The sequence below is a fragment of the Rhodopirellula baltica SH 1 genome, assembly GCF_000196115.1.
In the GTDB taxonomy this organism is placed as follows: domain Bacteria; phylum Planctomycetota; class Planctomycetia; order Pirellulales; family Pirellulaceae; genus Rhodopirellula; species Rhodopirellula baltica.
Genome location: NC_005027.1, coordinates 1028943 through 1055717 on the forward strand (window position 1 = coordinate 1028943; position 26775 = coordinate 1055717).

The 26775-nt window shown below is 56.7% G+C and carries 17 protein-coding genes and 1 tRNA gene; 11 read left to right on the forward strand and 7 right to left on the reverse strand.

The window, feature by feature from the left end:
- Positions 1-42: 42 nt before the first annotated feature.
- The 3 genes from RB_RS03800 to RB_RS03810 form a co-directional block, all read right to left on the reverse strand.
- Positions 43-2499 carry a polyketide synthase gene (locus RB_RS03800; RefSeq protein WP_164921470.1) on the reverse strand — a complete coding sequence of 819 codons (2457 nt, stop codon included), beginning with the start codon at positions 2497-2499 and terminating at the stop codon, positions 43-45.
- Between the two features lie 214 nt (positions 2500-2713).
- Positions 2714-4528, reverse strand: coding sequence for a proteasome accessory factor PafA2 family protein (locus RB_RS03805; protein WP_164922695.1), 1815 nt, complete (start codon positions 4526-4528; stop codon positions 2714-2716).
- A gap of 97 nt (positions 4529-4625) precedes the next feature.
- Positions 4626-4859, reverse strand: a complete 234-nt coding sequence (locus tag RB_RS03810; RefSeq protein WP_164921471.1) for a hypothetical protein — start codon at positions 4857-4859, stop codon at positions 4626-4628.
- A 572-nt stretch (positions 4860-5431) separates the two neighbouring features.
- Here RB_RS03810 and RB_RS03820 point away from each other — a divergent pair.
- From RB_RS03820 to tgt, 3 genes are all read left to right on the forward strand, one after another.
- Positions 5432-5505: transfer RNA gene (locus tag RB_RS03820), tRNA-Thr, on the forward strand.
- 198 nt (positions 5506-5703) lie between these two features.
- On the forward strand, positions 5704-7035 hold the full coding sequence (locus tag RB_RS03825; RefSeq protein ID WP_007332711.1) for a tetratricopeptide repeat protein: 1332 nt from the start codon (positions 5704-5706) through the stop codon (positions 7033-7035).
- Positions 7036-7040: 5 nt separating this feature from the next.
- Entirely contained in the window at positions 7041-8159 is a 1119-nt protein-coding gene (gene tgt, locus RB_RS03830) for a tRNA guanosine(34) transglycosylase Tgt (protein ID WP_011118599.1), read from the forward strand.
- 120 nt (positions 8160-8279) lie between these two features.
- Here the strand turns inward: tgt and RB_RS03835 are convergent, their stop codons facing one another.
- Positions 8280-9554: an HTTM domain-containing protein gene (locus tag RB_RS03835; protein ID WP_011118600.1), complete on the reverse strand. Its 1275-nt coding sequence runs from the start codon at positions 9552-9554 to the stop codon at positions 8280-8282.
- Positions 9551-10348: a hypothetical protein gene (locus RB_RS03840; RefSeq protein ID WP_231846192.1), complete on the reverse strand. Its 798-nt coding sequence runs from the start codon at positions 10346-10348 to the stop codon at positions 9551-9553. Before RB_RS03840 ends, RB_RS03835 begins: the two co-directional genes overlap by 4 nt.
- A 197-nt stretch (positions 10349-10545) precedes the next feature.
- Here RB_RS03840 and RB_RS03845 point away from each other — a divergent pair, with 197 nt between their 5' ends.
- Positions 10546-11703, forward strand: a complete 1158-nt coding sequence (locus tag RB_RS03845; protein WP_011118602.1) for an exonuclease — start codon at positions 10546-10548, stop codon at positions 11701-11703.
- Between the two features lie 232 nt (positions 11704-11935).
- On the forward strand, positions 11936-14968 hold the full coding sequence (locus RB_RS03850) for a hypothetical protein (RefSeq protein ID WP_164921475.1): 3033 nt from the start codon (positions 11936-11938) through the stop codon (positions 14966-14968).
- Positions 14969-15044: 76 nt separating this feature from the next.
- Here RB_RS03850 and RB_RS03855 read toward each other — a convergent pair whose 3' ends face one another.
- Entirely contained in the window at positions 15045-15461 is a 417-nt protein-coding gene (locus RB_RS03855) for a hypothetical protein (protein WP_007332717.1), read from the reverse strand.
- Between the two features lie 158 nt (positions 15462-15619).
- Here RB_RS03855 and RB_RS03860 point away from each other — a divergent pair, with 158 nt between their 5' ends.
- The 3 genes from RB_RS03860 (at position 15620) to RB_RS03870 (ending at position 20187) form a co-directional block, all read left to right on the forward strand.
- On the forward strand, positions 15620-19123 hold the full coding sequence (locus RB_RS03860) for a DUF7133 domain-containing protein (RefSeq protein ID WP_164921477.1): 3504 nt from the start codon (positions 15620-15622) through the stop codon (positions 19121-19123).
- A gap of 130 nt (positions 19124-19253) precedes the next feature.
- On the forward strand, positions 19254-19730 hold the full coding sequence (locus RB_RS03865) for a hypothetical protein (RefSeq protein ID WP_231846194.1): 477 nt from the start codon (positions 19254-19256) through the stop codon (positions 19728-19730).
- Between the two features lie 34 nt (positions 19731-19764).
- Positions 19765-20187 carry a VOC family protein gene (locus RB_RS03870; protein WP_164921478.1) on the forward strand — a complete coding sequence of 141 codons (423 nt, stop codon included), beginning with the start codon at positions 19765-19767 and terminating at the stop codon, positions 20185-20187.
- Between the two features lie 74 nt (positions 20188-20261).
- Here RB_RS03870 and RB_RS03875 read toward each other — a convergent pair whose 3' ends face one another.
- Positions 20262-21524 carry a CCA tRNA nucleotidyltransferase gene (locus RB_RS03875; RefSeq protein ID WP_164922696.1) on the reverse strand — a complete coding sequence of 421 codons (1263 nt, stop codon included), beginning with the start codon at positions 21522-21524 and terminating at the stop codon, positions 20262-20264.
- A 161-nt stretch (positions 21525-21685) separates the two neighbouring features.
- Between RB_RS03875 and RB_RS03880 the strand changes: the two genes are divergently transcribed.
- From RB_RS03880 to RB_RS03890, 3 genes are all read left to right on the forward strand, one after another.
- Positions 21686-22123 carry a hypothetical protein gene (locus RB_RS03880; protein ID WP_231846195.1) on the forward strand — a complete coding sequence of 146 codons (438 nt, stop codon included), beginning with the start codon at positions 21686-21688 and terminating at the stop codon, positions 22121-22123.
- Between the two features lie 197 nt (positions 22124-22320).
- Complete coding sequence (ppdK, locus tag RB_RS03885) at positions 22321-24981, forward strand: pyruvate, phosphate dikinase (protein WP_164921479.1); 2661 nt, start codon at positions 22321-22323, stop codon at positions 24979-24981.
- 580 nt (positions 24982-25561) lie between these two features.
- On the forward strand, positions 25562-26764 hold the full coding sequence (locus tag RB_RS03890; protein WP_164921480.1) for a glycosyltransferase: 1203 nt from the start codon (positions 25562-25564) through the stop codon (positions 26762-26764).
- Positions 26765-26775: the final 11 nt, after the last annotated feature.

The following is a 26775-nucleotide window of genomic DNA, read 5'->3' on the forward strand; positions in this document are numbered from 1 at the left end:
TGCGTCCAGAAAACGAACCCGGTCGATCACCCGCGTTCCTTTCTACTTGAACAGATCTTGAACCTGCTGGTTTCGAGTTTCTTCCGTTTCCTCGATCAATTCTTCCTGATCGCTGATCAACCCTCGGACCAAATCCAGAATTTCGTTGAAACTTTCCAGGTCAAGCATCTTTTCCAAGACGGCGTTGAGCGACAGGAGGACTTCGTCGGTTGTTGCGATTGCCGCGGTCGCTGCTTCCGTCATCTTGTCCCCAGACGATTCGGCGGAATCTTCCGCCATCAAAACCCGTTCCATCGAAGTGATTTGACGCTGCAGGCGTGGCAAGGGTTCCGTCACCACCGCCGACAATGGGTTACGGACGCCGTTTTCTAATCGTTCGCGGCGGTCAACCGAATCGACGCGGTTCTGCACCATTTCGAGAAGCAGGTCTTCGAGTCCGACGACAATCCCCGCCAACTCTTCCGTGGATTTGGTTGCCTGCAATTCCGATTGGCGGATTCGCAGCTGGACTCTTTGTCTCGCCCGGACGTCTTCCTCGCCGTCGTCGTCAGCGGATTCGCCGTCACCAGTCGAGGCGGATTCCTCGGCAGATTCACCCTCATCCGGAGTTTGCAAAACATCCAACGCGTCGTTTTGCACCGCGGCCAAACTCTGGCGCAAACGTTGTGTTTCATCGATCGCTTGTTCCAACCGCGAACGGAATTCAAGTTCGCGTCGTTCGAGTGTCGCGAGCAGTGTCTCTGGTGTCACGACTTGCAAACGAACCACCTCGCCGCGAATCGAGTGTGGTTCACCCAAGTCGAACCGGTCCTTGGCCGTCGTGAAAATTTGCACGCTCGCTCCGGGAGCCAACCCATTCACGGTGCCGTCGTCAGATAGGTCTCGCAGGTCAAACGTCCAAGCCGCGTTTCCGTCACGATCCAATTCGGGCGAGACGGTGTGTTGCTGTGGTTCCCCATTGGCCGCCGCTTCGCCATCGCTAGCCCCGTCTGCGTTTTCCTCGGATGCTCGGACCGCCATCGTCAGGCTCAACGATTCGACGCCGTAGTCATCCGTTGCAGTCGCTTGAATTGGCAACATCGCGATAGGAGTGATCGACGAGCCGATGCCCTTCATCGTCATCGATGTCTCGGGAACTTGGTCTCGGACGACGCCAATGAAGTATCGATAAGATGCCTGAGCGGAAATGCCAGTTTCGTCTTTAGGAACCAATCGAACGGAGGTGGGTTCTCGCAAATCGGACACCGACCATTCAAACGACATGCGGTCGTTAGCGATTTTAACGACAGGTTCCGCACGTTCGGTGGACCCATCGCTTGCACCTTCGGAAGTCGTTGCGACATCGACGGCACCGAGTGGTTTACTGCTGGTTCCACGAAGCGTGAGTGAGCTGCCCTCGCGAATTCGGAAGCCGGCTTGGTACTTCAGGATTTGATCAGCGGCGTCGGGCGATGCATCTTCGGCGTTAAAGATGCGTAGGTAATCGGGATAACGAATTGCCAATTCCATGTCCGCGATCGCGGGCGGATCAACCGCTTCGATACGGTAGTCGAGCAAGCGATCGTCCAAGCCTCGAATGGTCATCGTCACGGACTCGGCCAACGAAGCGAGCGGTGGCCCGTCGAGCACAAACGATTGATAACCATCTTGAATGCGGCCAACTCGGCGAAGGTTGCTTTGACCACGGTTGCCGGAATCATCGACGTAAGAAACGGTGCAGATCTCGGGAACGGTGTGCCCGAGTTCTTCCGTTGCCGCACGAATGCGAAGCGTTGTGCTGCTCCCGCGAGCCAAGCGGAGCGTCTTGTCCTCGAATGTCAAAAGTTCGGTGCCGACCTCTTCGGTGTCGTCCGCGGTGATGATCGGCGATTCCACGCCAATCATTTCAAGCTCAGCTTTTCGTGGCCAAGGTGAATCGGAAAACAATGACAATCGTCCGACCGCGCGAGCGAACGTATGTGGGCTGGCGATCGCCATCACCAAAGCGGCCAGCAACAACGGGATGACCAACATCAACTTTCGGCGAATCGGTTCCCACCGAAAGACACGTCCGAATTCAACTTGGTCGACGGCCGCGGCGGCTTCCTGGTGAACGTGTTGCAACAACACGGGGCTGTGCGAATCGTAGGTGCGATTCTCTTGAGTCAATTGAACGGCGGTAACCAAACGTCCGCCAAGACTCGGATGGTGACGTTCGATCAGCAACGCCAATGAGTCATCGGGCAGTTCTCGGTTGAGTCGGCCCCACAACCATTTGGCCAGAATCACAACGACCAAAACCGCGACAACAAACAGCACGACCGCGCGGGCCGATCGAGGCATTTCGCTGCCGCCGATTCGGACTGGCAGATAGTCGACCGCAAGTGCCACCCAAAACACGACCAGCACCAGCGCCGCGATTGCGAGCAACGAATCCCAAACGATGTAGCGTCGCACCCGTTCGCGTAGTCGTGACAATAAATCACGAAGTCCCGGATCCAACGATTCAGTACGACCCATCCGATTCCCAATTCGATTTGTACGTGTGTCCGTCGTCCCCATGGTACCAACGATCCACGAACCAGCCTATCGCGGCGGATTTGGCGTCGAATCTTGATCGTCGGGAAGCGTGTGGTCGTCTCAAAACCAACGTAAACGCGATGTCGTCGCGAAAGAGCGTGCTGGCAACACGGGGGAGATGGCAGTCACCTGAGCCGCAGCCGAACTCCCAAGACTAGCTTCGTTTGTCGGCCCGCGGTTCACTTTCACGTTGACCGTAGATCACCGTGCGAACGCCTTGTTCGTGACCCACCAAGGCTCGGTCCCAATCCGTTCGCATGGTGGGACCGCCTGCCACCGAAACATCGCCTGCAAATTCACGGATCATCCAGCCTCTTTGGGCGGCCGGTGAATCTGCCGGAGCGTTGCGACGACGCATCTCGATGTCATCTTCGTCGACCAGTTCATGTTCTCGGTGGTCAGCAATGAATCGAGCGAAGTAACCCTCTTCGGACAACTCGTGGTATCGAAGGTCGATCTTCTTTCGAGTCACCCAAGATGCGTTCTCACCGGGCATCTCACCGGCGGCTTGATCCAGCATCCAACGTTTGCCCAGCCAATCGATGCGGCCGAGTCCCTGCGCCGTTTGGTTGCCATCTTTTCGGAACTGGCGAACCAAACGAATCGACTCGGCCCAATGTTGCAGTGCCCGATCGGCTTCGTCCCAACCGGACGTTTGGCGAGATTGCTGTTGTTGCTCGCGGACGAACTTCGCCGCCGCGCGGTAGTAGTGCGTTTGCATTTCCAACGATGTCATCTCACCGTGGCTGGTTGGAACTCGCCGCAGCAGATTCCAATCGCGATTGAAAACATGCAGAGCTCGAATTGGACGACGTAGTCGTGGCAGCTCCTTCGTTTGCTTTGCTTCGATCATGTCCAGCACCAACGCGACGCTGCCGACCTTTGCCCATTGCGCCAGATCGCTGAGGTTGGAATCGGACAACCCAATTTGCAAACGTTGTCTGCGTTTGAGCAAGTGACGAGTCTCGGCAATCGATCGCCAAGAACGACCACACAACTTTGACAACCAGTGACCGTAAACGAAGATTGGTCGTTCGCCGTTGAAGCCACCCATGTCGGCGACCCGGTCAATTCCCAACGCTTTGCCTGACAAGAAAAAACGGCCGTCATGATCCAGGTGACCGGTTCCCATGATCGCAACTCGCGAAACCAGCAGGCCGGTCAGATGGCGACGTTGGGTTCGGAATGCGATGTGTGTCCCAATCACTCGCAAGGACAACACCAGTGGCAGGTGCAGCATTCGCAAGCAGGCGATGGAAAGCCATTGAAACCATGATGGCAGTGCCACAAAAGTTTCTTCCGAATCACTGGTGTCGGGATGGTCGTGCCACTGCAGATCATTGTCTTGGTCCGTGGTGTTCAGTTGTGTGTCAAAGCGACCACCACGCCGGTAAACTATCGATCGAGCTTGCCGAACCGAGTGTTGAATCAGCGATGCAAAGACGATCGCGACCACAATGGGAAATGACATCAACACACAAATGATCTGCAACGCCCAAACGAAACATATCGCGAGTCGGTAGACCAGCAAGCCAAAGCCGGATGCCACATCGGTCTCGTAGTTTTCCTGACAACCATAGAGATGCCCGGCCGCGTCGCAGCTGTTCTTCAGAACTCGAAGTCGTCCGACGTTTTGATCGTCTGACCACCGTGCCTCGTTCGATGCGTCTCGCATGATTTCGTCGATCGCTCGTTGACACGCGACCAGATCACTTGGGCGATACACTTCCGGGGTCGCCATCTCAAACAACCCGCCCGGTCCGTCGCGAAATGCCAGATGGGTCTCCAGGTTGATGGCTGAGCCGTTTGCCAAGAAACGGCGATCGCCGCCATCGAGTCCTTCCACGGCCGGCAAGTGGCGACAAATCGCATCTCGCAGGCCAGCGTAGACTTCGCGAGCTGTAACGCTGGAACTCAACGAACCGTCGCGAGGTTCGACGACGGTGGCGAACTCGGTTTCCATTCCCATCAACCGTCGGCACAAACGCTGGCGAATGGCAATCCTGGCTGAGGGCGATGTCGTCTGGGGTGGGGGCGTTCGAGGCCTGGTCATTCTGGGGCCGGGTTCATTCGCCGTCGTGATGCGTGTTGGCACGATGCAGATAGATTGCGGCATCGTCGCAGGCGTCCAATCCAATCGACAAGGCGAATGATTCCAGGCTGCCCGATTCGTCTTTCGCAGGAAAGGACGTCGCGGGTGCGTTCGATTCAGCTGATTGCGTCCGTGAAGACGGCGACGGTTGACGACCGCTGGATGTTTCGGATGGCTGATCCAACGGTTTCGTTTCAGTGACATTCATCGTTCAAAGACCTTCCGTTCGACATTGCGAACGATTCCATTTGCTCGGGCCGTTTCATTCGTTCATTCGTTGCCGGCATCAGTCCACGCTGATGCGTATCGCGGCTTCGGTTCGCGTTGGCTCGTTTCGGTGCCATCCAGTTGGCCACCTTGGTCACCAAGAGCATCAACGCGGGATGTGTCGTCATTCTAACACCACGGCGATACCTGGTTTCACCTTCGGAGAGCGAAATTCGATTCGATCGTGCGAAAAAGTGCACTGGCTCGAGGACACGCCACGTCGACGAAACTGTGGTCTGTCCGGGTTTGCTCACCGATCAGGTGGTCTGCTGAAACCGATTTGAGTCCGCTTCGTTAGAGCAATTTGAGAACCACAAATTGCGATCCCAGCTCCCGCTCACAAAATTTTCGAGAGAATTTTTTTGCGAATTCGGAAAAGTTTTTTCTCGTCGTCTCAAAATTTTGTGGAATTTTTACCTGCGGGGATCACTTCGGGGCCTTCTGGAGACCGGTTGGGCCGACCCGACGGCCCTTGACGTTTTGGCCCAAACGCACGTATTCTCTGGAAAAGTCGCCAGCGTAGCTTCAATTGGCAGAGCATCGCATTCGTAATGCGAGGGTTGCCGGTTCAAATCCGGCCGCTGGCTTAGACGAGCAGAAAATTTTCCACTTTTTTGCCGCCGAGCGTCGGGAAAAATTGGCATCACAATTTGTGCGTCGATTTTCTCGACAAATTTTTGTTCCTGCAGAGCACATTTTTGCAGAGCAGATCGCCACCTGACTCCTTATCCCTCCTTTCGGATCGCTGTGCGAGCGAGCCGAAGTTAGCCCCGGACAAAACGAAGATGAGCGAAGTCGAACTCGAAGTTCTCGACCTGAAGCAAATGGTTCTGGCGAGTAACTCGTTCGGCCCCAGCGACGTCGCCGAAATTCGGCAGGCGATCACCGAAAACTACGGACACTTCGGTGAACTGCGCGACGCGGTCAACGAAATGGAGCAGGACGACGCCCTGACTCCCGCCGGCAAAACCAAAATGGGTGTTTGCCAATTCATGCTGGGCCGTTTCAAAGACGCCTCGGAGACCCTCTCCGCGGCCGACGGCAGCGCAATGGCGTTGTTCTACAACGCTCGTTGCCAGTTTGAACTGTCGAACTTCGACGGGGCGATCGAAGGCTACGAACAAGCCAAGACGTCAGGATACAACGAAGATCAATGCAAGATTGGTATCGCGGAAGCCAAGCGTTACCAAGGCAAGATCGAAGAAGCGATGGCGATCTTGGACGACATCTTCGGCCCCGCCGAGCAGACCGCTGACTACATGTATCAGCGTGCTGCGACCGCCGCCCAGATCGGTGGACGGATGGAAGAAGCGATCAACTTGTACCAACGAGCTGTGTCGACCGACGAAAACCACGCTGGTGCGTTGTTTGGTTTGGCACTCGAAAACGACCGCTTGGGCAACGACGACGAAGCCCTCCGTCTGTACGAGCGTGCCGCCAAGGCATTCCCGACCGGCATCGGTGCCCTGATCAACTTGGGCGTGATGTACGAAGACAACGGGCAATACGACAAGGCTCAGCTTTGCTACAAGCGAATCCTGGACTGTCACCCCGATCACCCTCGTACGCAGCTGTACATGAAGGACGCTTCGGCGACCGGCAACATGCTGTACGACGAAGAGGCCCAACGTCGCAACGATCGTTTGGCTCAAACGTTGAACATGCCCGTTGCAAACTTCGAGCTCAGCGTTCGAAGCCGCAACTGCCTGCAGAAGATGGGCATCGAAACGATTGGCGATTTGACCCGCCACAGCGAACAAGAATTGCTCTCGAGCAAGAACTTTGGCGAAACCAGCTTGGTCGAAATTCGCGAAATGCTGTCGCAGAAAGGTTTGTCGCTCGGCCAGTTCGCTGGCGAGAAGAAATCCAACGACCCGCCTGTCGACACTTCGCACATGTCGCCCGACGAACAAGCGTTGCTGGAACGTCCCATCGCAGACCTCAACTTGTCCGTTCGTGCTCGCAAGTGCATGACCCGTTTGCAAATCAACTCCATTGGCGAGCTGATCCGCAAGACCGGCGATGACATGCTTGAGTGCAAGAACTTTGGTGTGACCAGTTTGAACGAAGTTCGTGAAAAGCTGGGTGACCTCGGATTGAAAATGCGGGGCGACTGACCCGCTTGTTTCGCTATGAATTGATCGGCACCGATGGAGGTGCCCGGCGCGGTGTGTTTCATACGCCGCGCGGACCGGTCCGCACGCCTGGCTTCATGCCGGTGGGAACGCTTGGAACGGTCAAAGGCCTGACGATTGATCAAGTTGCCGCCACCGGTGCGGACATGATCCTCGGCAACACGTACCATTTGCGTTTGCGTCCCGGACACGAAACCGTGGCGGCTCTCGGCGGTCTGCACAAAATGTGTGGCTGGGACGGGCCAATCCTGACCGACTCGGGCGGTTTCCAAGTCTTCTCACTTGGTGCAATCAACAAGGTCAACGAACACGCCGCGACGTTTCGTTCGCACATCGACGGCGCGAAGATCGAACTGACCCCGGAACACTCGATCGAAATCCAACAGGCACTCGGCAGCGATGTTGCGATGGTGCTGGACCACGTCATCGCCTTGCCCGCTCCGATGACTCAAGTCGAAGACGCACTTGCGAGATCGATCCGCTGGGCCGCGCGTTGTCGCATCGCCGCCGACCGAGAAGACCAGGCGCTGTTCGCGATCGTGCAGGGTGGTTTGGATCGAACGCTGCGGCAGCAGTGTGCTTCTGAATTGGCCGCGATGTCCTTTGAAGGTTACGCCGTTGGTGGTTTGTCGGTTGGGGAACCACCCGAAGACATGTACACGACGACCGGATTCACGACGCCTCATTTGCCGGCGGACAAGCCACGGTATTTGATGGGTGTGGGAACACCGCGTGATTTGCTCGAAAACATCGCCCGCGGGATCGATTTGTTCGATTGTGTGATGCCAACTCGCAACGGTCGGAATGCTCTCGCGTTCACCGACGAGGGTCCGCTGAAGCTACGCAACGCGGTGCACAAGCTCGACACTCGTCCGCTGATGGAAGATTGCCCGTGCTTGGCTTGCCGGCACAGTCGTGGCTATCTGCGCCATTTGTTTGTTGCGGGCGAGATGCTTGGGCCGATCCTGCTCTCGCATCACAATTTGATGTACTACGGTCGTTTGATGCAGGCGACACGCGACGCGATCGAAGCGGGCGAGTTCGAAGCTTTCAAGAATGCAAAGCTGGCGGGCTGGGGACACGAACCGTTCCAAGAGACGGTTTAGCCCGTACGATGGACTTCCAAGTCCGTCTGCCCCAAACAGTAGCCGGATTCGCCAGAATTCGGACGAGAATTGGAACACCGAATTCTGGCGAATCCGGCTACGTGGCGCAAGCAACGCGACTCACGACTCGTTGAGATCGTCGTTTCTCAAAACGCTATCACCGGCCGACAGGCTCCCATCGGCCAGCTTTTGTTTGATCTTTTCGCGAGTTGCCATCAAACGCTCGGTGCGTTCTTCGTTCTTGGCTTCGCGACGTTTGAGTTTCGCGTAGCGCTTTTGGATGCCTTTTTCGGCTGCTTCCAATTCTTCCAAGCGGTGCTGCAAATCAGCCGGCAATTGGACGGACTTTGAACCACCATTTGGATCGCCACCCAGCGATGTCATCACCCCGGAAAGGGATGCGTCGTCGCTCTCATCTTCGGCGAGGTCGCCGAGTCGTTTCCGGCGAATCCAATCGGGCGAAACAAAGATTCCGTTGGCTCCGATCATCATGATTCCGAATGTCATCATGCCCAGGAACAATGCTATTCCGCCGTGGACGGCTACGGCGAGAGCCAGTGTGATTCCTCGCGTCAGTCGCGGCCAAATGATCGCACAATAAAAGATTTCCCAGAACATCGTGATGTGCGACAAAGCCGTGAAGACCCGCGGAAAACGTCCCAGGAATGTCATGTCGAGCGATTGATATTCGTAGTTGGCGACGGCGAACCAGACCGCGGTCCCATCCCACCAAAGCTCACCGCGTGCCTTCGCGATTCCGCCGAACAAGTAGATCACGCACAGGTGAATTTGCAGCAAACGCGTCGCCACGTTGGCAGTGATGGTTTTCTTGTCCGCCGGAAACAACCAAGCTTTCAGGCCGGTCAGCGTCTTCTCGCCATCATCCGTGAATCGTCGTCGCAGTTTCGCGTCGATGGACCACACCGCTCCGCAGGGAGTGAAGGCCACGTACATTGCGCAGTAAGTCACGATTTGGTCCAAACCGAAGAGGCTGCCGAGCAATCGATGAATCACCATCAATTGAAGGAACCATGTCAGCGGGCCGGTCACGCGTGTGAGGAAGCCGACCATGAAACAGGCAGTGACCAAGATCGTCGCGATGTGGTTCAGCCATAGAACCGTCGCGTTGTCGACCAGCCAAAGGTAAGACCACGCCGCGGTTTGTTCGCCAAGCGTTCCATCGTGCAGTCGCGCGCTGGTTTCATTGTCGATCCAGGCTTCCGTGCCGATGAAGGATGCAAAGTCGGTGGCGAGAACCAAGTGCGAATACAACAGCATCGCTCCGGTCACGATTCGCAGCACGGCAAGCGTGTCGATGTGGCGCGGTGTGAACCAGAATCGATCCCAAGCATCGACCCATGAAGCGGCGTACTGTTTGAAGGATTCGATCATCATGATGCGTCCTCCTGTGTATCGTCTGGTTGATCCGTTTCGACGATGGGGGAATCGGCGTCGGTTTTACGTTCGCCGTCCGGCACGGGGACGGGTTCCGAGTTCGATGGATCGATGGGAGTCGCGTTTTCGGCGTCTGGTTGAGGCAATGCTTCGGCGGTACCGAGCAGTCCTTCCAACGTGATCGGAACGTCGGGCAACTCGACGTAGGATCGTTCTTCGGTCAGAGACAAGTTTTCTTGAGCGAAGAGGACGAAATCGGCCAATTGGTGTTCCAGACGCACGATCGCGACATCCGATTTGCCGGTGGACTCCAGGTGCCGGACCATCGATTCCAGGATGCGTTCGTATCGTTTGCGGCCCAGTCGAAGCGTTTGCAATTCTTCAGGACTGAGTTCGGGGCCGATCAATTGACTGACCTCCAGCGGCAATGCGGGCTGGTAGGAGTCATTCAGGAATTCAGCCAGCATGAAGTGCCGGTGGTATTTCAGCCGGGGCCACTGCTCGTCGAGGTCGGGGAACACCTGAACCGTTTCTCCGGCATCGGAAGACGCCCGGATCAGGTGGCTGGGGCCGGGATCGGGAGCGAAAAAGGCATACCCGCGATCCATGTAAAACATCTGGGCGATCGGCGAAATCACCGAAAGCAATGTTCCGACCGATGGGGATAACCCGCGAGCCCCACGTGCTTGAAAAGCGAGCGGCGGCAGAACGATCGTCAACAGCATTCCGATCAGCAAGATGCTGATCAGAAATCGATTTCGGCGTGAAAGCGGCAAGGAATCGGGGTGAGTCACGTTTGTTTGGTGGTCCCGGAAGGATTGGCAATGGTGGAGCGGTCGTTGATTGTCAGCGGCAATTTGGCCGTTTTTTACGGCGTGGTTCACGCGGCGATACAGTGGAACGGATCGGGGGCCGCTTCGATTTTCGCCCAACCTTAATCCGTCCGCATCCCATGTACAGATGACGGCCTTCACCAGCCACAGCCGCTTTCATGACACGCCCACGACCAAAATTGTTGGAAACGACCCCCGCGGGGCTGCATTGTCCCATCGGCGGATTTTATGTCGATCCCGTTCGACCGGTCGATCGGGCCGTGATCACTCACGGACACAGTGATCACGCGAGATGGGGTTGTCGCCACTATTTGTCAGCCAGACCCGGCGAACCCATTTTGCGAATGCGTCTGAGCAATGAAGCTGAATTTGAGTTCCTGGAATATGGCGAGCCACGCACGATTGGCGGCATCCAAGTTTCTCTGCATCCGGCCGGGCACATGCTCGGTTCGGCTCAGGTGCGACTTGAATATCAAGGCGAAGTCGCCGTCGTCACGGGAGACTACAAATTGCAATCGGATGCGACGTGTGCCGATTTCGAACCGGTGCGATGCCACACTTTGGTGACGGAGTCGACCTTTGGGTTGCCGATTTACCAGTGGCGTGAAGATGTTGAGATCTTTGCCGACATCAATGATTGGTGGCGAACATCGGCGGCGGAAGGAAAGTGCTGCTTGCTGTACGGGTACGCGGTTGGGAAGTCGCAGCGATTGTTGTCCGGTCTGGATCCTTCCATTGGTCCGATCTACACGCACGGTGCGGTTGAGAAAGGCGTGCAGGCTTATCGTCAATCCGGAGTGGAATTGCCGGAGACGATGGCGGTGACACGTAGAATCGAGATGACGGGGCAATCGAGTGAAACAAAACTCGATTCGGACGAGTCCGCTGAAAAGTCGCCGAAAAAACGATCTCGCAAACGAACAGCGAAACTGGATTGGGCGGGTTCAATCGTGGTCGCGGTGCCGAGCGCTCATGGCACACCGTGGATGCGAAAATTTGGAGCGGTCAGCACGGCGATGGCCAGCGGTTGGATGGCGGTCCGAGGTGCGAGGCGGCGTCGGGCGGTCGACCGCGGATTTGTGCTGAGCGACCACGTGGATTGGTCGGGGTTGATGAATGCGATCGTATGGAGCGAAGCCGACGATATTTGGGTGACACACGGAAGCACCGCCGTCGTCAGTCGCTTTTTGAACGAGGGTGGACTGACAGAGCGTTTGATCGCGGAACGAGAAACTGACCGACACACGATTCGTGCTTGCGAGATTCCTTCCTACTGGGAAACCGCCACGGCAGATTCAGATGTGGACGATGACTGACGAGTTCCGCAGTTTCACACGAGATCCGTTTCACGCGTTCGGCGAGTTGAACATCGCGTGGTGAGCGGGCGAAGCAATAAAATCACTCATTCTGAGCGACAAACCTCGCATCGCGGCGATCGGTGGCAGAATTCATCTTGGTTTGGAGAGCCCATTTTAGGCATAAGCGTTTGATCGGCGCAAATCGTCTCGTCGCCGGCCTTCTCAATTGCTCTCTAATATCAGTCATCGAATGCGTCAGGATTCCCGACGATCGCTGTTGTTGTGGCCAATCACGGCATCCATCGCCGTCATCGCAGCCACCACTTCGCCCTATCTTCTGAAGTCGACCGGTTTGATCGACCCGGACGCTGTGTTCGCCAAAATTGGATTCGACCGATCCGTCGATGCCGATTCGTCTGCGACACCTGATGACGGTGACACATATCTGACATCGGAAGAAAACGTTCTCGCGTGGGACGCCGACACGCCCAATCGGCCCGATGATTTTGCTTCGTCGACTCAGCACGGGTTTGGCGCTCCTGAACCGTTGACGCCGCTCAATCAAGCGGACGTGAAATCGCCTGAAACGCCCGCTGAAGATGCACATCGTCCTGACCGTGGCGGTCGAGGATTGTCATTGCCCGAGCGTTTGGCCGACGATGCGCCGGAATCACCCGGTGTGTTGCAGGCCCCGGTGATTGACCTTGAAACGGAGCTGGCTGGATTTTCTGAAGCTTTGGAGCTGGAACCTGCTCTGGAACAGATTTCCGCTGCGGTTCCCGCCTCGTTGTCACCCGGATTGGAAGACCCGACGACAAAGCAATCCGAATCGGTTTCGCTACCCGCGGAAATGTTCCACACGGGATCGCAAGACGCGGGCGACAAATCCACTTCATTGATTCCCGATTCGGTTGCGGTCCTGGCAAAACCAAGCGTGCGAGCCGCGGACGTTCCGCAATTGAATCTGGACTTGCCCCGTTTTGTCCGTCCACCTGTTGTCTCGCCGGCCGAAAACGCGAGTGCAACGAAAACGCACCATGCGACCGGTTGGCCACTTCCGAAACAACTGCGATTGGAATTGTCGGAGTTGTCCTCGCATGCGAATTTGGCTTTAGATGCCAATGAAGAGCTGAGCGATGTGTTGCTGACTTCGGTCGATATCGAGCGAACCGATTTGAAGACCGCTCATGACGAAATGCTTCGGACAGGAGACCTGCATAACGGATCGATCTCTTCCGCCGAAGCGATGCGTCGTCAGGCGACCTCGATCGTGATGGGACGCTGGGCCGAGGAAGTCGACGAGCGACTGAGCCAGCTTCGTCAACTCGCTCGATTGGGCGAACAAGACGCTGGGCCGATCCTGCGTGAGCTATCATCGTTGGCCGCTGCTGGATTGCAGTTGGCTGAACGAGCTCCTGAACGTGACCAGCAAGTGCGTTGGTTGCAGGCATCTCATTCGTTGTCGCGTCGCACAAGTGTGTGGGCATCGATTTGGCAGTTGGCTCGCGGCCATGCGGGTTCCTTCGAACCGTCCGGCACCCTGCCGAATGAGACGTTGACCTTGCACAGTCAAAACAAGGTGCATGAACGGTTTGATGTGCACCAACTGATTCGCGATGTCCGTGAAAAATTGCCGGAAACGGGTGATCCAAATGGTTGGACGACGTTCCTGTTGCTCGACAAAATCCAAACACTCGCTTCGTCGGATGACATGGACGAGCGTGCCTTGACGGCCCAGCGATATCTTTCGCGAATCACGTCGAAGCGATTGGCACCCGAGCACGAGGAATGGTTGAGTCAAGCTGCACTGTTGCAATTGACCGAAGCCATGAAGACGTGGAGTGCGATCCCGATCGACTACGTCGCGTTGCTGCAAGACTTGGAACGAGCCGAAGCCGACGCGATTGATTTGGCGGCTGTGAAGGTCACCAACGCGTTTCAATCACTGCGGTTTTCAGACGACGCTCACGCGGCTCGAGTCGCCAAAGCAATTGATCTGAACTACCGAAATGCAAATGTTCGAACCGCGATCTCGGCGAAGTTGATCGAGCGATTGATCCCATCGGTTCCTGATCGCACGTCACCAATCGCGACCCGGGTTGCCGGAACGCCCGTGCGAGGAACCAGCAACGTCAGCACCGCGATGGATCTGCGTTTGAATCCTGTGCCTGGACAATGGAGCATCGATTTGTTGACGCGAGGTGACGTGTCGACACGCAGCTACGCTCAGCAAAGTGGCGTGACCGTTCATGCCAATGGTTGGGCCGAGTTTGATGCGTCGACTCCGATTCGTATCACGCCCGGTGGTTTGACCGTTGGCGGCACCGAAGTGCAGGTCAACGCCGACAACCGATTGCAGCGAGTGGATTCCAAGGTCAACCAATGGCCGTTGATTGGATCCTTGGTTCGCGGCATTGCGGAAAAGAAATACGAAGACACCAAGTCGTTGGCGAATCAACGAACACGTCAACAAATTCGAGATGAAGTCACAACGCAGACTCAATCGGAATTGGGAAGTCAAACGTCAAAGGCGGAAGAAAAGTGGGACGACCTCGTACTCGGACCGCTTGGACGTTTGGAGTTGTCACCGACGGTGATCGATTTGGAGACCACGTCGGAACGTTTGATCGCTCGGTATCGTTTGGCCGGTGATTGGCAACTCGCCGCTCACACGCCTCGTCCTCGCGCGTGGAATGACAGCTGGTTGAGTTTGCAGATGCATCAATCGGCAATCAACAACACGTTGGAGCAAATTCTTCCTCGCGGCGAAGTCAAAACGTTTGATCAGCTTTACACCGATACGTTTGCTTTGTTTGGCAAAGAAGGTGCGACGTTGCCGGAGGAAGTTCCCGGTGATGCTGAAATCGCGTTCTCGCCGACGCGGCCAATGACAATTGAAATCGAAGACGGCAAGATGTGGCTGACGCTGCGTGTGGTTCGATTGAGCCAACCGGGCAGTCCGAAGCTGACGCGATTCATCGTTCGCGCGGCTTACAAACCTGAGATCGACGGGCTCAACGCGAGGCTGGTTCGAGATGGGCACCTGCGAGTCAGTGGCCCGGGCATGTCGATGCGACAACGACTGCCAATTCGAGCGGTCTTCAACAAAGTGTTGGCGGAAGATCGAGTGATTCCGTTGACGACGCCAAAGTTGGTCGAGCATCCTGCGATGCAGGATTTGGTCGTCAGTCAGTTGGAACTTCGTGACGGTTGGTTGGCTCTGGCATTGAGCCCCGACGCCGCACCAAGCGTCGCCAATCGCCCGCAAGCCAACAACCGTTAGGCGTCAATCATCTCAGGCCTGGTTCACACTCACCGCAACTGTGGTCCTGAGCTTCTGAGTCCCTTTCGACTTCCTACTACATCATCTGCATGTAGCAGGCGGCGAAGAGGACCGAGTGGGCAATCAGGCAGAGTGCGGCACCGACGAGTCGGGATGAGAACATTCCGAGGATCGAAAGGCCGCACCCAAGTCCCGTGACCAGGATGCCGCCAGCCGGGAACAATCGCCAACAGGCGACCGAGAACACCAGCACGATCAGTGCGGCGATGACGCTCGCTTGCAGAATGCCGGACTCGGGCACCCAGACTTCTTCTTGATGAAACGGAATGGTCGCGGCGATGACGGGGCGATCGGTTCCCGCCGCGAAGGGGCTGCCACGCCGGATCTCGCTCGATTCAGCGCTCGCGGACAGATCGCCTGCTGCTTGCGAAGACGAAGCGGCCTCGGAAGTGGCTTGATCCGATGGTGGCGGCGAAGGGTTCGGTTCACTCATTGAAACGGTGACTTCGGGATGGAGACCAAGAAGTTTGACAGGCAAATATTCGGTTGGAATGCCAGATGCTGGACGGTTAATCCTTGTCCATCTTTCCAAGCCCCAGTTATTCTATACATACCGCTCGCCGCCGCCCAATGAGGTCTCTTATCAGCACTATGTCGTCGCCAATTGCTTTCCCCTCTCGCTCGTTTTCCCGTTCTTTGCGTCGGTCGCGGCGTCCGTCTTCCTTCATTCGCTCCGCGATCGGGCTCGGCCTCATCGTCGCTGCGATGCCGGTCTGTGCCGTTCTCAGTGGTACCGATTCGATCGGCTCGGTGAGTGCCGACGAGCCAGCTGCCGCGGCGGTGACGAATACCAAACCCGAAGCGCTGGAACCGGAAATCGCCGAGGCGTCCGAAGAAGCGGCCCAGGCGATGGCGGGATTCAAGATCCCTGAAGGCTGGGAAATCAAACTTTTCGCGGCCGAGCCCCAAGTCGCCAACATCGTCGCGTTTGGCGTGGATTCGAAGGGCCGAGTCTACGTTTGCGAAAGCTACCGGCAGAATCGCGGCGTGACGGACAACCGAGGTCACGACGACGAATGGTTGCTGGCTGATTTGTCGGCCGAGACAGTTCAAGACCGAATTGATTACCACAAACGGTTGCTCGGTGAAGCGGCGATCACTTACGCACAACATGACGATCGGATCCGCCGGTTAACGGACACCGACGGCGATGGTGTCGCCGATGAGTCCACCGTCGTGGCCGATGGCTTCAACGGTTTGGAAGAGGGGACCGGCGCGGGAGTTTTGATCAACGGTTCGGATATCTATTACACCTGCATTCCCAAACTGTGGAAATTGACCGACGCGGATGACGACGGCGTCGCGGAAGATTCGCAAGTGTTGTCGGATGGGTATGGCGTCCGAGTCGCTTTCCGTGGTCACGACATGCACGGGTTGATCCGAGGCTATGACGGGCGTTTGTACTTCTCGATCGGAGACCGTGGTTACCACGTGACGACTCCCGAAGGAAAGCTGTTGTCCAACCCAGCCGTCGGCGCTGTGTTCCGTTGCGAAATGGACGGCAGCCAGTTGGAAGTTTATTGCAACGGTTTGCGGAACCCGCAGGAGTTGGCCTTCAACGACATCGGCGACTGGTTCACCGTCGACAACAACTCCGACAGTGGCGACAAAGCTCGTTTGGTTCATCTGTTGGAAGGTGGCGACACGGGTTGGCGGATGCACTATCAGTACTTGCCTGATCGCGGACCTTTCAATCGTTTGAAGATTTGGGAGCCGCACCACAACGAACAACCGGCTCACCTTGTTCCGCCGATCATCAACTTCACCGACGGACCATCGGGACTCGCCTTTTATCCGGGCACCGGATTCGGGGAACTACTCGACAATCAATTTCTGATTTGTGATTTCCGTGGCGGCCCATCCAATAGCGGCATCCGGTCGTTCTCGGTGGATCCCGATGGGGCCTTTTACAAAATGGGCGCCGATGACCAGCCGATTTGGAACATTCTCGCGACCGACGTTGCGTTCACTCCTTCGGGTGAGCTTTTGGTCAGTGACTGGGTCGATGGTTGGGACGGACTTGGCAAAGGGCGCTTGTACAAGCTGAGTGACCCGGCACAGCAAGACACCGATGTTGTGACGGAAGTCAAGGAACTGCTCAGTGGTGATTTCACCTCCGCATCGGTGGAGGATCTGACCGAGCAACTTCGCCACATCGATCGTCGAGTGCGTTTGAATGCTCAGTGGGAACTCGCCAGCCGCGGTGAAACGAAACCCCTGATCGACATCGCGTCAGCGACTGACTTGGATGCTCGTTTGCGTTTACACGGCATTTGGGGATGCGAGCACGCGGTGCGTTTGGATGGTTCGAAGCAAGCGGATGTGTTGGCCGCCAATCGCGGTTGGTTGACCGATTCCGACCCGGTCATTCGTGCCGCCGCCTGTGCTTTGGCCGGCGATCGGAACGATGCCGAATCAGTCGCGAAGATCAGCGAGTTGTTGGCTGACGAATCGCCTCGCGTGAAGTACTTCGCCGCGATGTCATTGTCCGAATTGTTGACTTCGCAAACTGGCAACGCTTCTGTCAATCAGCAAGCGATCGGCAGTGTCTTGCAGATTTTGGCGAAGAACGACAACAACGATCCTGCCCTCCGACACGCGTGCACGTTTTTCCTGCGACGTGTTGCATCGGAAGACTTGTTGGCGGGATTGGCGACGCACAGCAGTGTTCCCGTTCGCCGAGCCGCCATCGCCGCTCTTCGTGGTCAAGGCAGCGAGAAGGTGACGGCATTTTTGTCCGACGCCAGTTCACTGGTCTTGGCGGAAGCCGCGATGGCAATTCACGACCGACCAATTCCGGCTGGCGTGGACGAGTTGGCGAAGCTGATTTCGGTCGCGGATTTGCCGCTGAATTCGGAGGCGTTGTTGCGTCGCGTGTTGACGGCCAATTACCGAATTGGCACGGCTGACTCCGCTGCGGCTCTAGCGTCCTTCGCTGCGTCGGGTGAAAAGCCGACGTGGGCTCGAATCGAAGCGATCGACATGTTGGCCAATTGGGCCACTCCGGAACCGCGTGACCGAGTCACGAACGAATATCGACCTTTGGAAAGTCGTCCTGAAATCGTCGCTCGCGAAGCGTTGGCCAAGCACATCGAAGTCTTGATGATCACCGACCAAACGGTTCGCGAAAAAGCGATCGATGTTGGATCCAAACTTGGGATCAAGAAAATCGCTCCGCAGTTGATTGCACGCACCAATGACGCTCAATCGCGACCCGCATCACGAGCGTCGGCATTGACGGCGTTGGCTCGTTTGCAACCCGCTCAAGCGGTCCAGATCGCTCGGGCGATCGATATCGAGCAACCGACTCAGTTGGTCACCGCCGCACTCTCCGTTCTGGGCAAGCACGATGGCCCCGCGTCCGTTGATCGCTTCATTGCCGCGACGGCGACCGAGAGCCAACTCGTTCGAGGATTGGCTTGGGACTTGTTGGCCAACGTGGAGTCGAAAGAGGCCCTCGAGCACATCATCAAAGGTGTGAACGCTTACCTCGAAAATGATCTTCCGGCCGATGTTCAGTTGAACCTGGTCGAAGCCGCCGCGAAACGTTTGCCTGAAGACTGGAACGCGAAGATCGCCGCTCATCGAGAGCAATTGGCGACGACGGAACCATTGGCGAAGTGGATGGATTCGTTGCACGGTGGTGATCCCGACAAGGGAGCGAAGCTGTTCTTTGGCAAGACCGAACTTTCGTGTGTGCGTTGCCACAAAGTGGATCGCGCGGGTGGTGAAGTTGGTCCGGTCCTGACAACGATTGGCAAAACGCGAGACCGTCGCACGTTGCTGGAAGCGATCGCTCTGCCGGATGCAAAGATCGCAGAAGGCTTCGAGACGGCTGTAATCGCGGACGAAGATGGACAGGTCTTCACCGGGATTGTGGGAGCGGAGACCGACGATGTGATTGAACTGATCGCCGCCGACGGGTCACGGTCTCGGATCGAGAAGGACTACATCATCGCTCGGAAGAAAGGCAAGTCATCGATGCCGGCTGGATTGACTGAGCAGATGACCGCCCGCGAATTGCGTGATTTGGTTGCCTATTTGGCGAGCCTTCAAGTCGACCCACGGGCCGGCGAGGAAGAAGGCCACGAATGAGATTCGCAGCGGCTTGGTCGCCGTCCGTCCAAACGGCGGACTGCCACGGCATCCCATCGTGAATTGAGATAGAATTGGCACCGAGGAGCAGATGTTCCTCGGTGCTTTTCTTATTCAAACGGAGGTCACGATGAAGACTTGTCTAGCCATTTTCGCGATCCTGGCAGTCACCGCGACGTCTGTAATCGGAGCTGAGCCTCTCCCGCCGGAAGGATGCTCGCGAGTCAAACTGTTCTTTGTCGTGCCCCAAGACGAACCACCAGCAGACAGGCAAACGATGGTCAATGTCGGTGGTATGGTGCTTCCGATCGATTCCATTCGGCCGATCTCCATCTTCGTCGATGGAAAGTTCACCGGGCACGCGATGACATCGCCCTATTCATCGGTGCAGCCGGGACTTCACTTGCAGGCTGGTGACCGTGAGTTTGAATTCAAGTGCGACGGCTTCGCGCCCACCAAAGCCAAACTCACGGTGTTGCCGAACCAGTGCACTCAGAATTTGATTGTGAAAATGACCAAGGAAGCGGAGGAGAATACGGCGAAGTTGATCGACTCCGCCCGTCGATCCGCTGCGAGCGAAAAAGCGAAGGTTGAAATCGCGAAGTGAGCTCCATTCAATTGCTTGATCAGGGGGCGGTTTGTTGAGCGTCGTCACGACATTGAACTTCGGTGGTCGCACGGAAGAAGCGGTCGAGCATTACCAAGCGGTGCTCGACGCCGATGTGTTGATGCTGATGCGTTTTCGCGAATGCCCCGACACGTCATTCGCGAAATCCGGGTTTGAAGAAAAAGTCTTCCACGCGACGATTCGCATTGGGTCGACGGAGTTGATGGCGAGTGACGTCGGTTGCGACGACCCGTCATTCGAGACTTCCTTCGCCGGTTTCGCGTTTGCTGTGAGAGCGAGATCAATTGAAGATGCCGAGCGGCACTTCACCGGTTTGAGCGAACACGGGCAAGTGATCGTTCCGCTCTCAGAGACTTTTTTCGCCACGCGTTACGGAATCGTGAAAGACCGATTCGGCGTGTCTTGGAAAATCACCGTGCCCGGTGAAGCAGAGTAAAACCGAAGCAAAGTCGAACTTTTGTCTCAAATGTTCGGGTGGGTGAAAGCCTTTGTGAGACTTGTCGATTGGGATCAGACTTTGTCTTGGAAGGCTCGTCGCAGAGCGTCTTCTCGCGATGTGAGTTTGCCGTCGAGTTGATCGTCGCGAATTGATTGCAGAATGGATTTGAATTCCGGACCGGGACGCATCCCGTTGGCAATCAAGTCCGCTCCGGTCACCAGGGGTGGCGGATTGAGTTTGTTCGGATCGCCAAAGAGAGATCGAGCCGCACGGGCGACGCCGCGGGACTTCGGTGCCAAGGCTCGCGCGGTCGCGACGATGGTTTCAGCATCCTCGTCGATCAAGATCGGCTGCAGTCGTGACCATGGTAAGCCGTCACACTGGGTGATCGTTTGGGCATGTGTCAGTGCGGCTTCGATTGCACGACGCTCCGCGACGGAGAGTTTCCAATCATTGAAGAGCAGGCGTAGGCACTGAATTGAATCGCCGGGTAGGTGAAACAGTGCGAGTGCCATCGCGACTTCGAATGAGCGATGCTTCGTCGTCTGGATGGCTCGTGAGTATTCCGTCCAATTCATGGAACGCAGTTGTGGCCAAACGTGCAACGCCAATCCGGTGTCGACCAATGTTTCCAATCCGAAATCGCTGGCGGATGACGTCATCACGCGACGCATTTCGGCACCGATGCGTTCGCCGCTAACGACGCTGATGTCGCTGGCGTGGTTTTGGATCGCGGCAAAGGTTTTGTATTCGATTGAAAATCCGAGAGTCGTCGCAAAGCGAACCGCTCGAAGCATTCGGAGCTTGTCCTCTTCGAAACGCTGTACCGCTTTACCGATCGTTCGCAGATGGCCTTTTTCGAGATCCTGGATGCCACCGACGTAATCGATCACTTTGGATTCGAACAGGTCGTAGAACATCCCGTTGATGGTGAAGTCACGACGCATGGCATCGGCTTCCGCATCGCCATAGGTGACGCTGTCAGGCCGGCGGCCGTCGGAGTAGTTGCCATCGGCGCGAAACGTCGCGACTTCGGTCGGCATCAGTTTGGCAGAGGGCTCTTCCGTCACTGCGGATCGCGGAGGCAGCACCCCGATCACGCCGAAGGATTCTCCAAACGCTAGCGTGTTGCGTTTGCCAAAGACTTCACGCACGGATTCGGGTGTCGCATCAGTCGCGACGTCGAAGTCCTTGGGTTTGCGACCCAGCAACGCGTCACGGACGCAGCCTCCCGCCAGGACAGCGACAAATCCGGCGTCTTTCAATTCGGTGATGATTCGAACCGCTTCGGCGGCTTCGGGCGAATTCAGAATTTCGGTCGGGAAGTCAGGCATCGAACAGCGAGAGTCGGACAATGGGAGGTCGAGGGTCGTGGAGCGACGATTTCACGGAGCGTCGTTCCGCCCGAGTTTCGAAAAGACGCTACCATACCGAGACGTTTGATTCTGCCGATCGTCGTCGGTCCATTTCATTTTCTCGCACCTTTGAATTTCCGTTGTCCGCTGATTCCGCTTCTTCGCCCGACCGATTCTCCGACGCGGAATTGGTCGCTTTTCTGGATGAGCAACTCGAACCGTCGCGGTCGTCCGAGATCGAGCAGGCGGTGCGGGAGGACGAAAAACTGCGTCAGCGGCTGATCCAATTGCGAGGCCAGGATGTCGCTGGATTGCACACGATCGGTGCGATTTGGCGTCGTCAGCGGCTGTCGTGTCCCGACCGATCGACGCTGCAGGCGTACGTCGCGAATCAGTTGGATCACGAGATGGCGGACTACGTCCTGTTTCATCTGACCGAAATCGGATGCCGCGTTTGTCGGGCCAATTTCGATGATTTGAACCAGCAACTCGCTCGCGGCCGCTCCGCCGAAGAAGCCGCCACTCGGCGTCGGCGATTGTTCCAAACCAGTGCCGGGCATCTGCGTCGTCACGACTGACCGCCGGGACGTTTGTTGAGCGTGTCGATCTGGCGATGGCGCGGCGTGTCCCGACCAAGCCCCAAACGGTGCGAAAACCCCGTGATTTTGCCGGTTTCGGACGTCTTAACTGATTGACCTAACTACGTGTGCCAAATACGCTTTGCGGCCAAACGTTCTTTTGATTTCCAAACCCCACACAGGGATTGACAGCGACGATGGCAAAAAAAGACAAGATGGTTTACTACTTCGGCAAAACGAAGACCGAAGGAAAAGGCGGAAGCAAAGCCATCCTGGGCGGCAAAGGCCTGAACTTGGCCGAAATGACTTCCATCGGACTGCCGGTCCCTCCCGGGTTCACGATCACCACCGAAGTTTGCGATGGCTACTACAAAGCCGGCAAAAAGCTTCCCAAGGGATTGATGGACGAAATCCAGGACGCCGTCAAAATCCTCGAAAAGGAACTCGGCAAGAACTTCGGCGACAATGAAAACCCATTGCTCGTCAGCGTCCGCTCCGGTGCCGCCGTCTCGATGCCCGGGATGATGAACACCATTTTGAACCTCGGTTTGAACGACGAAGCAACCGAAGGTTTGGCCAAAGCGACCAAGAACGAGCGTTTCGCTTACGACGCTTACCGTCGTCTGATCAACATGTACGGCGACGTCGTTATGGGACTGCACCACGAGCAGTTCGAAGCTGCGTTTGACAAGGTCAAGAAAAAACACAATGTCACCGAAGACACCGAAGTTCCCGCCGAAGGTTTGCGAGAACTTTGCGAAGCTTACAAAGCGGTCTACAAGAAAGGCACCGGCGAAGACTTCCCACAAGACCCGATCAAGCAACTTCAGTTGGCCATCGAAGCCGTCTTCGGCTCATGGAACGCTGACCGTGCGATCAGCTATCGCCGCATCGAATCGGCCAAGGGCAACACCGAGATCAACAACTTGATCGGTACCGCCGTGAACGTCCAAGCCATGGTTTATGGCAACATGGGCGACGATTCGGGAACTGGCGTTGGTTTCACCCGTGACCCCAACACCGGACAAAACAAGTTCTACGGTGAGTTCCTGATCAACGCTCAGGGCGAAGACGTGGTCGCTGGTATCCGTACCCCACAACCTGTCGCTCAAATGGCGAAGTGGGACAAAGCGGCTCACAAAGAGTTGATGGAAATCAAGAAGAAGCTTGAGGACCACTACACTGACATGCAGGACATCGAGTTCACGATCGAGCGTGGCAAGTTGTTCATGCTGCAAACTCGAAACGGCAAGCGAAACGGCATCGCAGCCGTGAAGATCGCTTGCGACATGGTCAAAGAAGGTTTGATCACCGAGAAGGAAGCTGTTCTTCGTGTTCCTGCGTCCGACCTGACTCACTGCTTGTTGCCATCGTTCAAACCCACCGCTCGTAACGCGGCAGACGTGTTGTGCCGTGGTCTGAACGCATCGCCAGGTGCCGCGGTTGGCAAGTTGGCCTTCACCGCTCCCGAAGCTCGTGAGCGTTTCGAAGCTGGTGAAGACGTCATCCTGGTTCGTCGCGAAACCAGCCCCGAAGACGTCGAAGGCATGTCGGCTGCTGTTGGTATCTTGACCAGCACCGGTGGTGCGACCAGCCACGCGGCTGTGGTTGCTCGCGGTTGGGGCAAGTGCTGCGTCGCTGGTGCCAGCGAAGTGGAAATCAACGAAAAGGGCAAGACGATCACGGTCGGCGGACGCAAGTTCACCGCCAAGGACACGATCAGCCTGGACGGCACGACCGGCGAAGTGATGGCCGGCGAAGTCGAAACGCAAGAGCCCAAACTGTCCGGCGATTTCGCCAAGTTGATGGAATGGGCCGATCAGTATCGTCGCCTTTCGATCCGCACCAACGCGGATTCGCCTGCCGACAGCAAGCGTGCCCGTGACTTCGGTGCCGAAGGCATCGGACTGTGCCGCACCGAGCACATGTTCTTCGAAGCCGATCGCATCATTCACATGCGTGCCATGATTTTGGCCGAAGACGAAGACGCGCGTCGTGCAGCACTGAAGAAGTTGTTGCCATTCCAACGCAAAGACTTCGAAGGCATCTTCAAAGCCATGAAGGGTTGCCCAGTGACCATTCGTTTGCTGGATCCACCATTGCACGAGTTCTTGCCCCACGAAGCAGCAGCTCAAAAGCAAATGGCGGAAGAGTTGGGCGTCAAACCAGCGGAAATCAAAAAGCGTGGTGAGGCTCTTCACGAGTCCAACCCAATGCTCGGTCACCGTGGTTGCCGTCTCAGCGTGACGTATCCCGAAATCCTGGAAATGCAGGTCCAAGCGATCGTCGAAGCAGCCATCAGCTGTGCCAAGAAGAAGATCGACGCTCAGCCTGAGATCATGATCCCATTGGTCGGTACCGCTGCTGAACTTCGTATCCTGCGTGAAAAGGTCGAAGAAACGATCGAAGCCACCAAGACCGCCAAGAAGTTTGAAGGCGAGCTGAACATCTTGATCGGTACCATGATCGAGATTCCTCGTGCTTGTTTGACCGCAGACGAAGTTGCCGAGTACGCCGACTTCTTCAGCTTCGGCACAAACGACTTGACCCAAATGACGTTCGGTTACTCCCGCGATGACGTCGGCGGATTCCTGCCCGATTACATCGAGGCAAAGATCGTTCCTGTTGACCCATTCCAATCGCTGGACACCAGCGGCGTTGGACAGTTGGTTGAAATGGGCGTTACCAAGGGCCGTAGCATCAAGAAGAAGCTGAAGGTTGGTATCTGTGGCGAACACGGTGGTGATCCAGCCTCGATCGAGTTCTGCAACTCGGTTGGTTTGGATTACGTTTCGTGCAGCCCGTTCCGCGTGCCAATCGCACGTTTGGCCGCTGCTCAAGCTGCTTTGAAGGCGTAGTGAACCGAGCCAAACTGGCACCATTCCACGAATGATTGATGGGCCGCGAGACCGGAGAAGCCCTCCGCCTCGCGGCTTTTTTTGTGCGTGGGTAGCAGGCCGGGGATGGCTTGGGATCGCTAGAATCCTGAAGTGGTCCACGTAGGCCATGTCTCACATGGCATTGGTGAAATGCCGTGACAACCGACGCTCGCGAGAGATTGTTGGTTCGTGTGCTCGCCTCGTTTCTTACGAAGCATCGGCTCGAACGCCAGGTGGAACCTGGCCTACGGCTGGTCACCACTGCCAGGTGGAACCTGGCCTACTGGATTCGCTAGAGTCCTGACGTGGTCCACGTAGGCCATGTTTTACATGGCGTTGGTGAAACGCCGTGACAACCGACGCTCGCGAGGGAGCGTTGGTTCGTGTGCTCGCCTCGCTTCTTTCGAAGCATCGGCTCAATCGCCAGGTGGAACCTGGCCTACAGCTGGTCACCATTGCCGGGTGGAACCTGGTCTACTGGCTTCGTTACCATAGAATTGATGGTGGTGACCGAACACGGACGCCGGCCAACAAATCTCCATCCCAACCAGTCTGCCACATGCCACGCCGCCGAGTCCTGTTAATGGCCAGTTCGATGCGTGGCGGCGGAAGCGAACTGCAAACGGCGATGCTGGCTCGGCATCTCGATCGCGGACGATTTGACGTGCATCTGTATCTGACCCAAGCGGTCGGTGATTTGCTAAGCACCATTCCAAACGATGTCACGATTCATCATCCGCCCGAATCCTTTTCGCCTCGAATATCAGATCGAATTCCCGGCGGGTTGCTAAAACGTCAAGCCGAATGGTTTCGCGATCTGATTCGTCGGGCTGACGTGGATGTGATCTACGACCGGACGTTCCACATGACGCTGATCGCCGGACATCCGATCGTCCAGCGCGGATCCTCGGGGAGACCGTGTCCACGGGTGTCGACCATCGTCAGTCCTCCCGAAGTTGCATTGCCGCTGGTCGAAAAGCGATTCGTGTGGTTGAAGCGTCAACGGCTTGCTCAGGCGTACCGGCGGAGCGCTGCCGTGGTTGCGGTCAGCGAGGCGGCACGTCGGTCCGCCATTCGGTATTACGGGTTGCCCGAATCGCTCGTGCAGACGATTCGCAATCCGATCGATGTGGATTCAATTCGCGGCTCTGCGGGCTCAAGCGAACCTGGTCTCGAACCGGATGGTTCGCTGCGATTGGTCGTCGTTGGACGAATGACTCCGGAAAAAGGGCACGCCACACTGCTCAGTGCAATTGGCATTCTGGCGAAGGATTGGCCCGAGCAGTTGCCGGCGCTTCGTTTTCGGTTGATCGGCGACGGGCCGCTTCGCGGTGATCTCGAATCTCGATGGAAAGACATGGTGTTGGCGGCCGGGCCGAAGGATGCGATCCACCGAGTCGAGTTCGCCGGCGCGATCCAGCCGGCATGTTCTGAAATCGCTGCGGCGGACGGATTGGTCCTGCCTTCGCATTTTGAGGGATTGCCCAATGTGGTCCTGGAAGCGTTCGCTTTGCAGACCCCGGTCATCGCGACTCGGGCCGGGGGAGCCGTCGAACTGCAGAAATCGAGCGACGAGCCGACATGTCACTGGGCCGTTCCAGCCGACCCTGGTTCACTGGCGAGAGCCATTCGCGAATTCGCGGAACAGGCTGATCAGAGGCAGTTGCACGTCGCCAATGCGGACCGTTTGATTCGCGAAAATCATGATTTGCGATCCGCGATGGACCGGATCAGCGATCTCTTGATGCGGGTTGGAACGTAGAACCACACCCA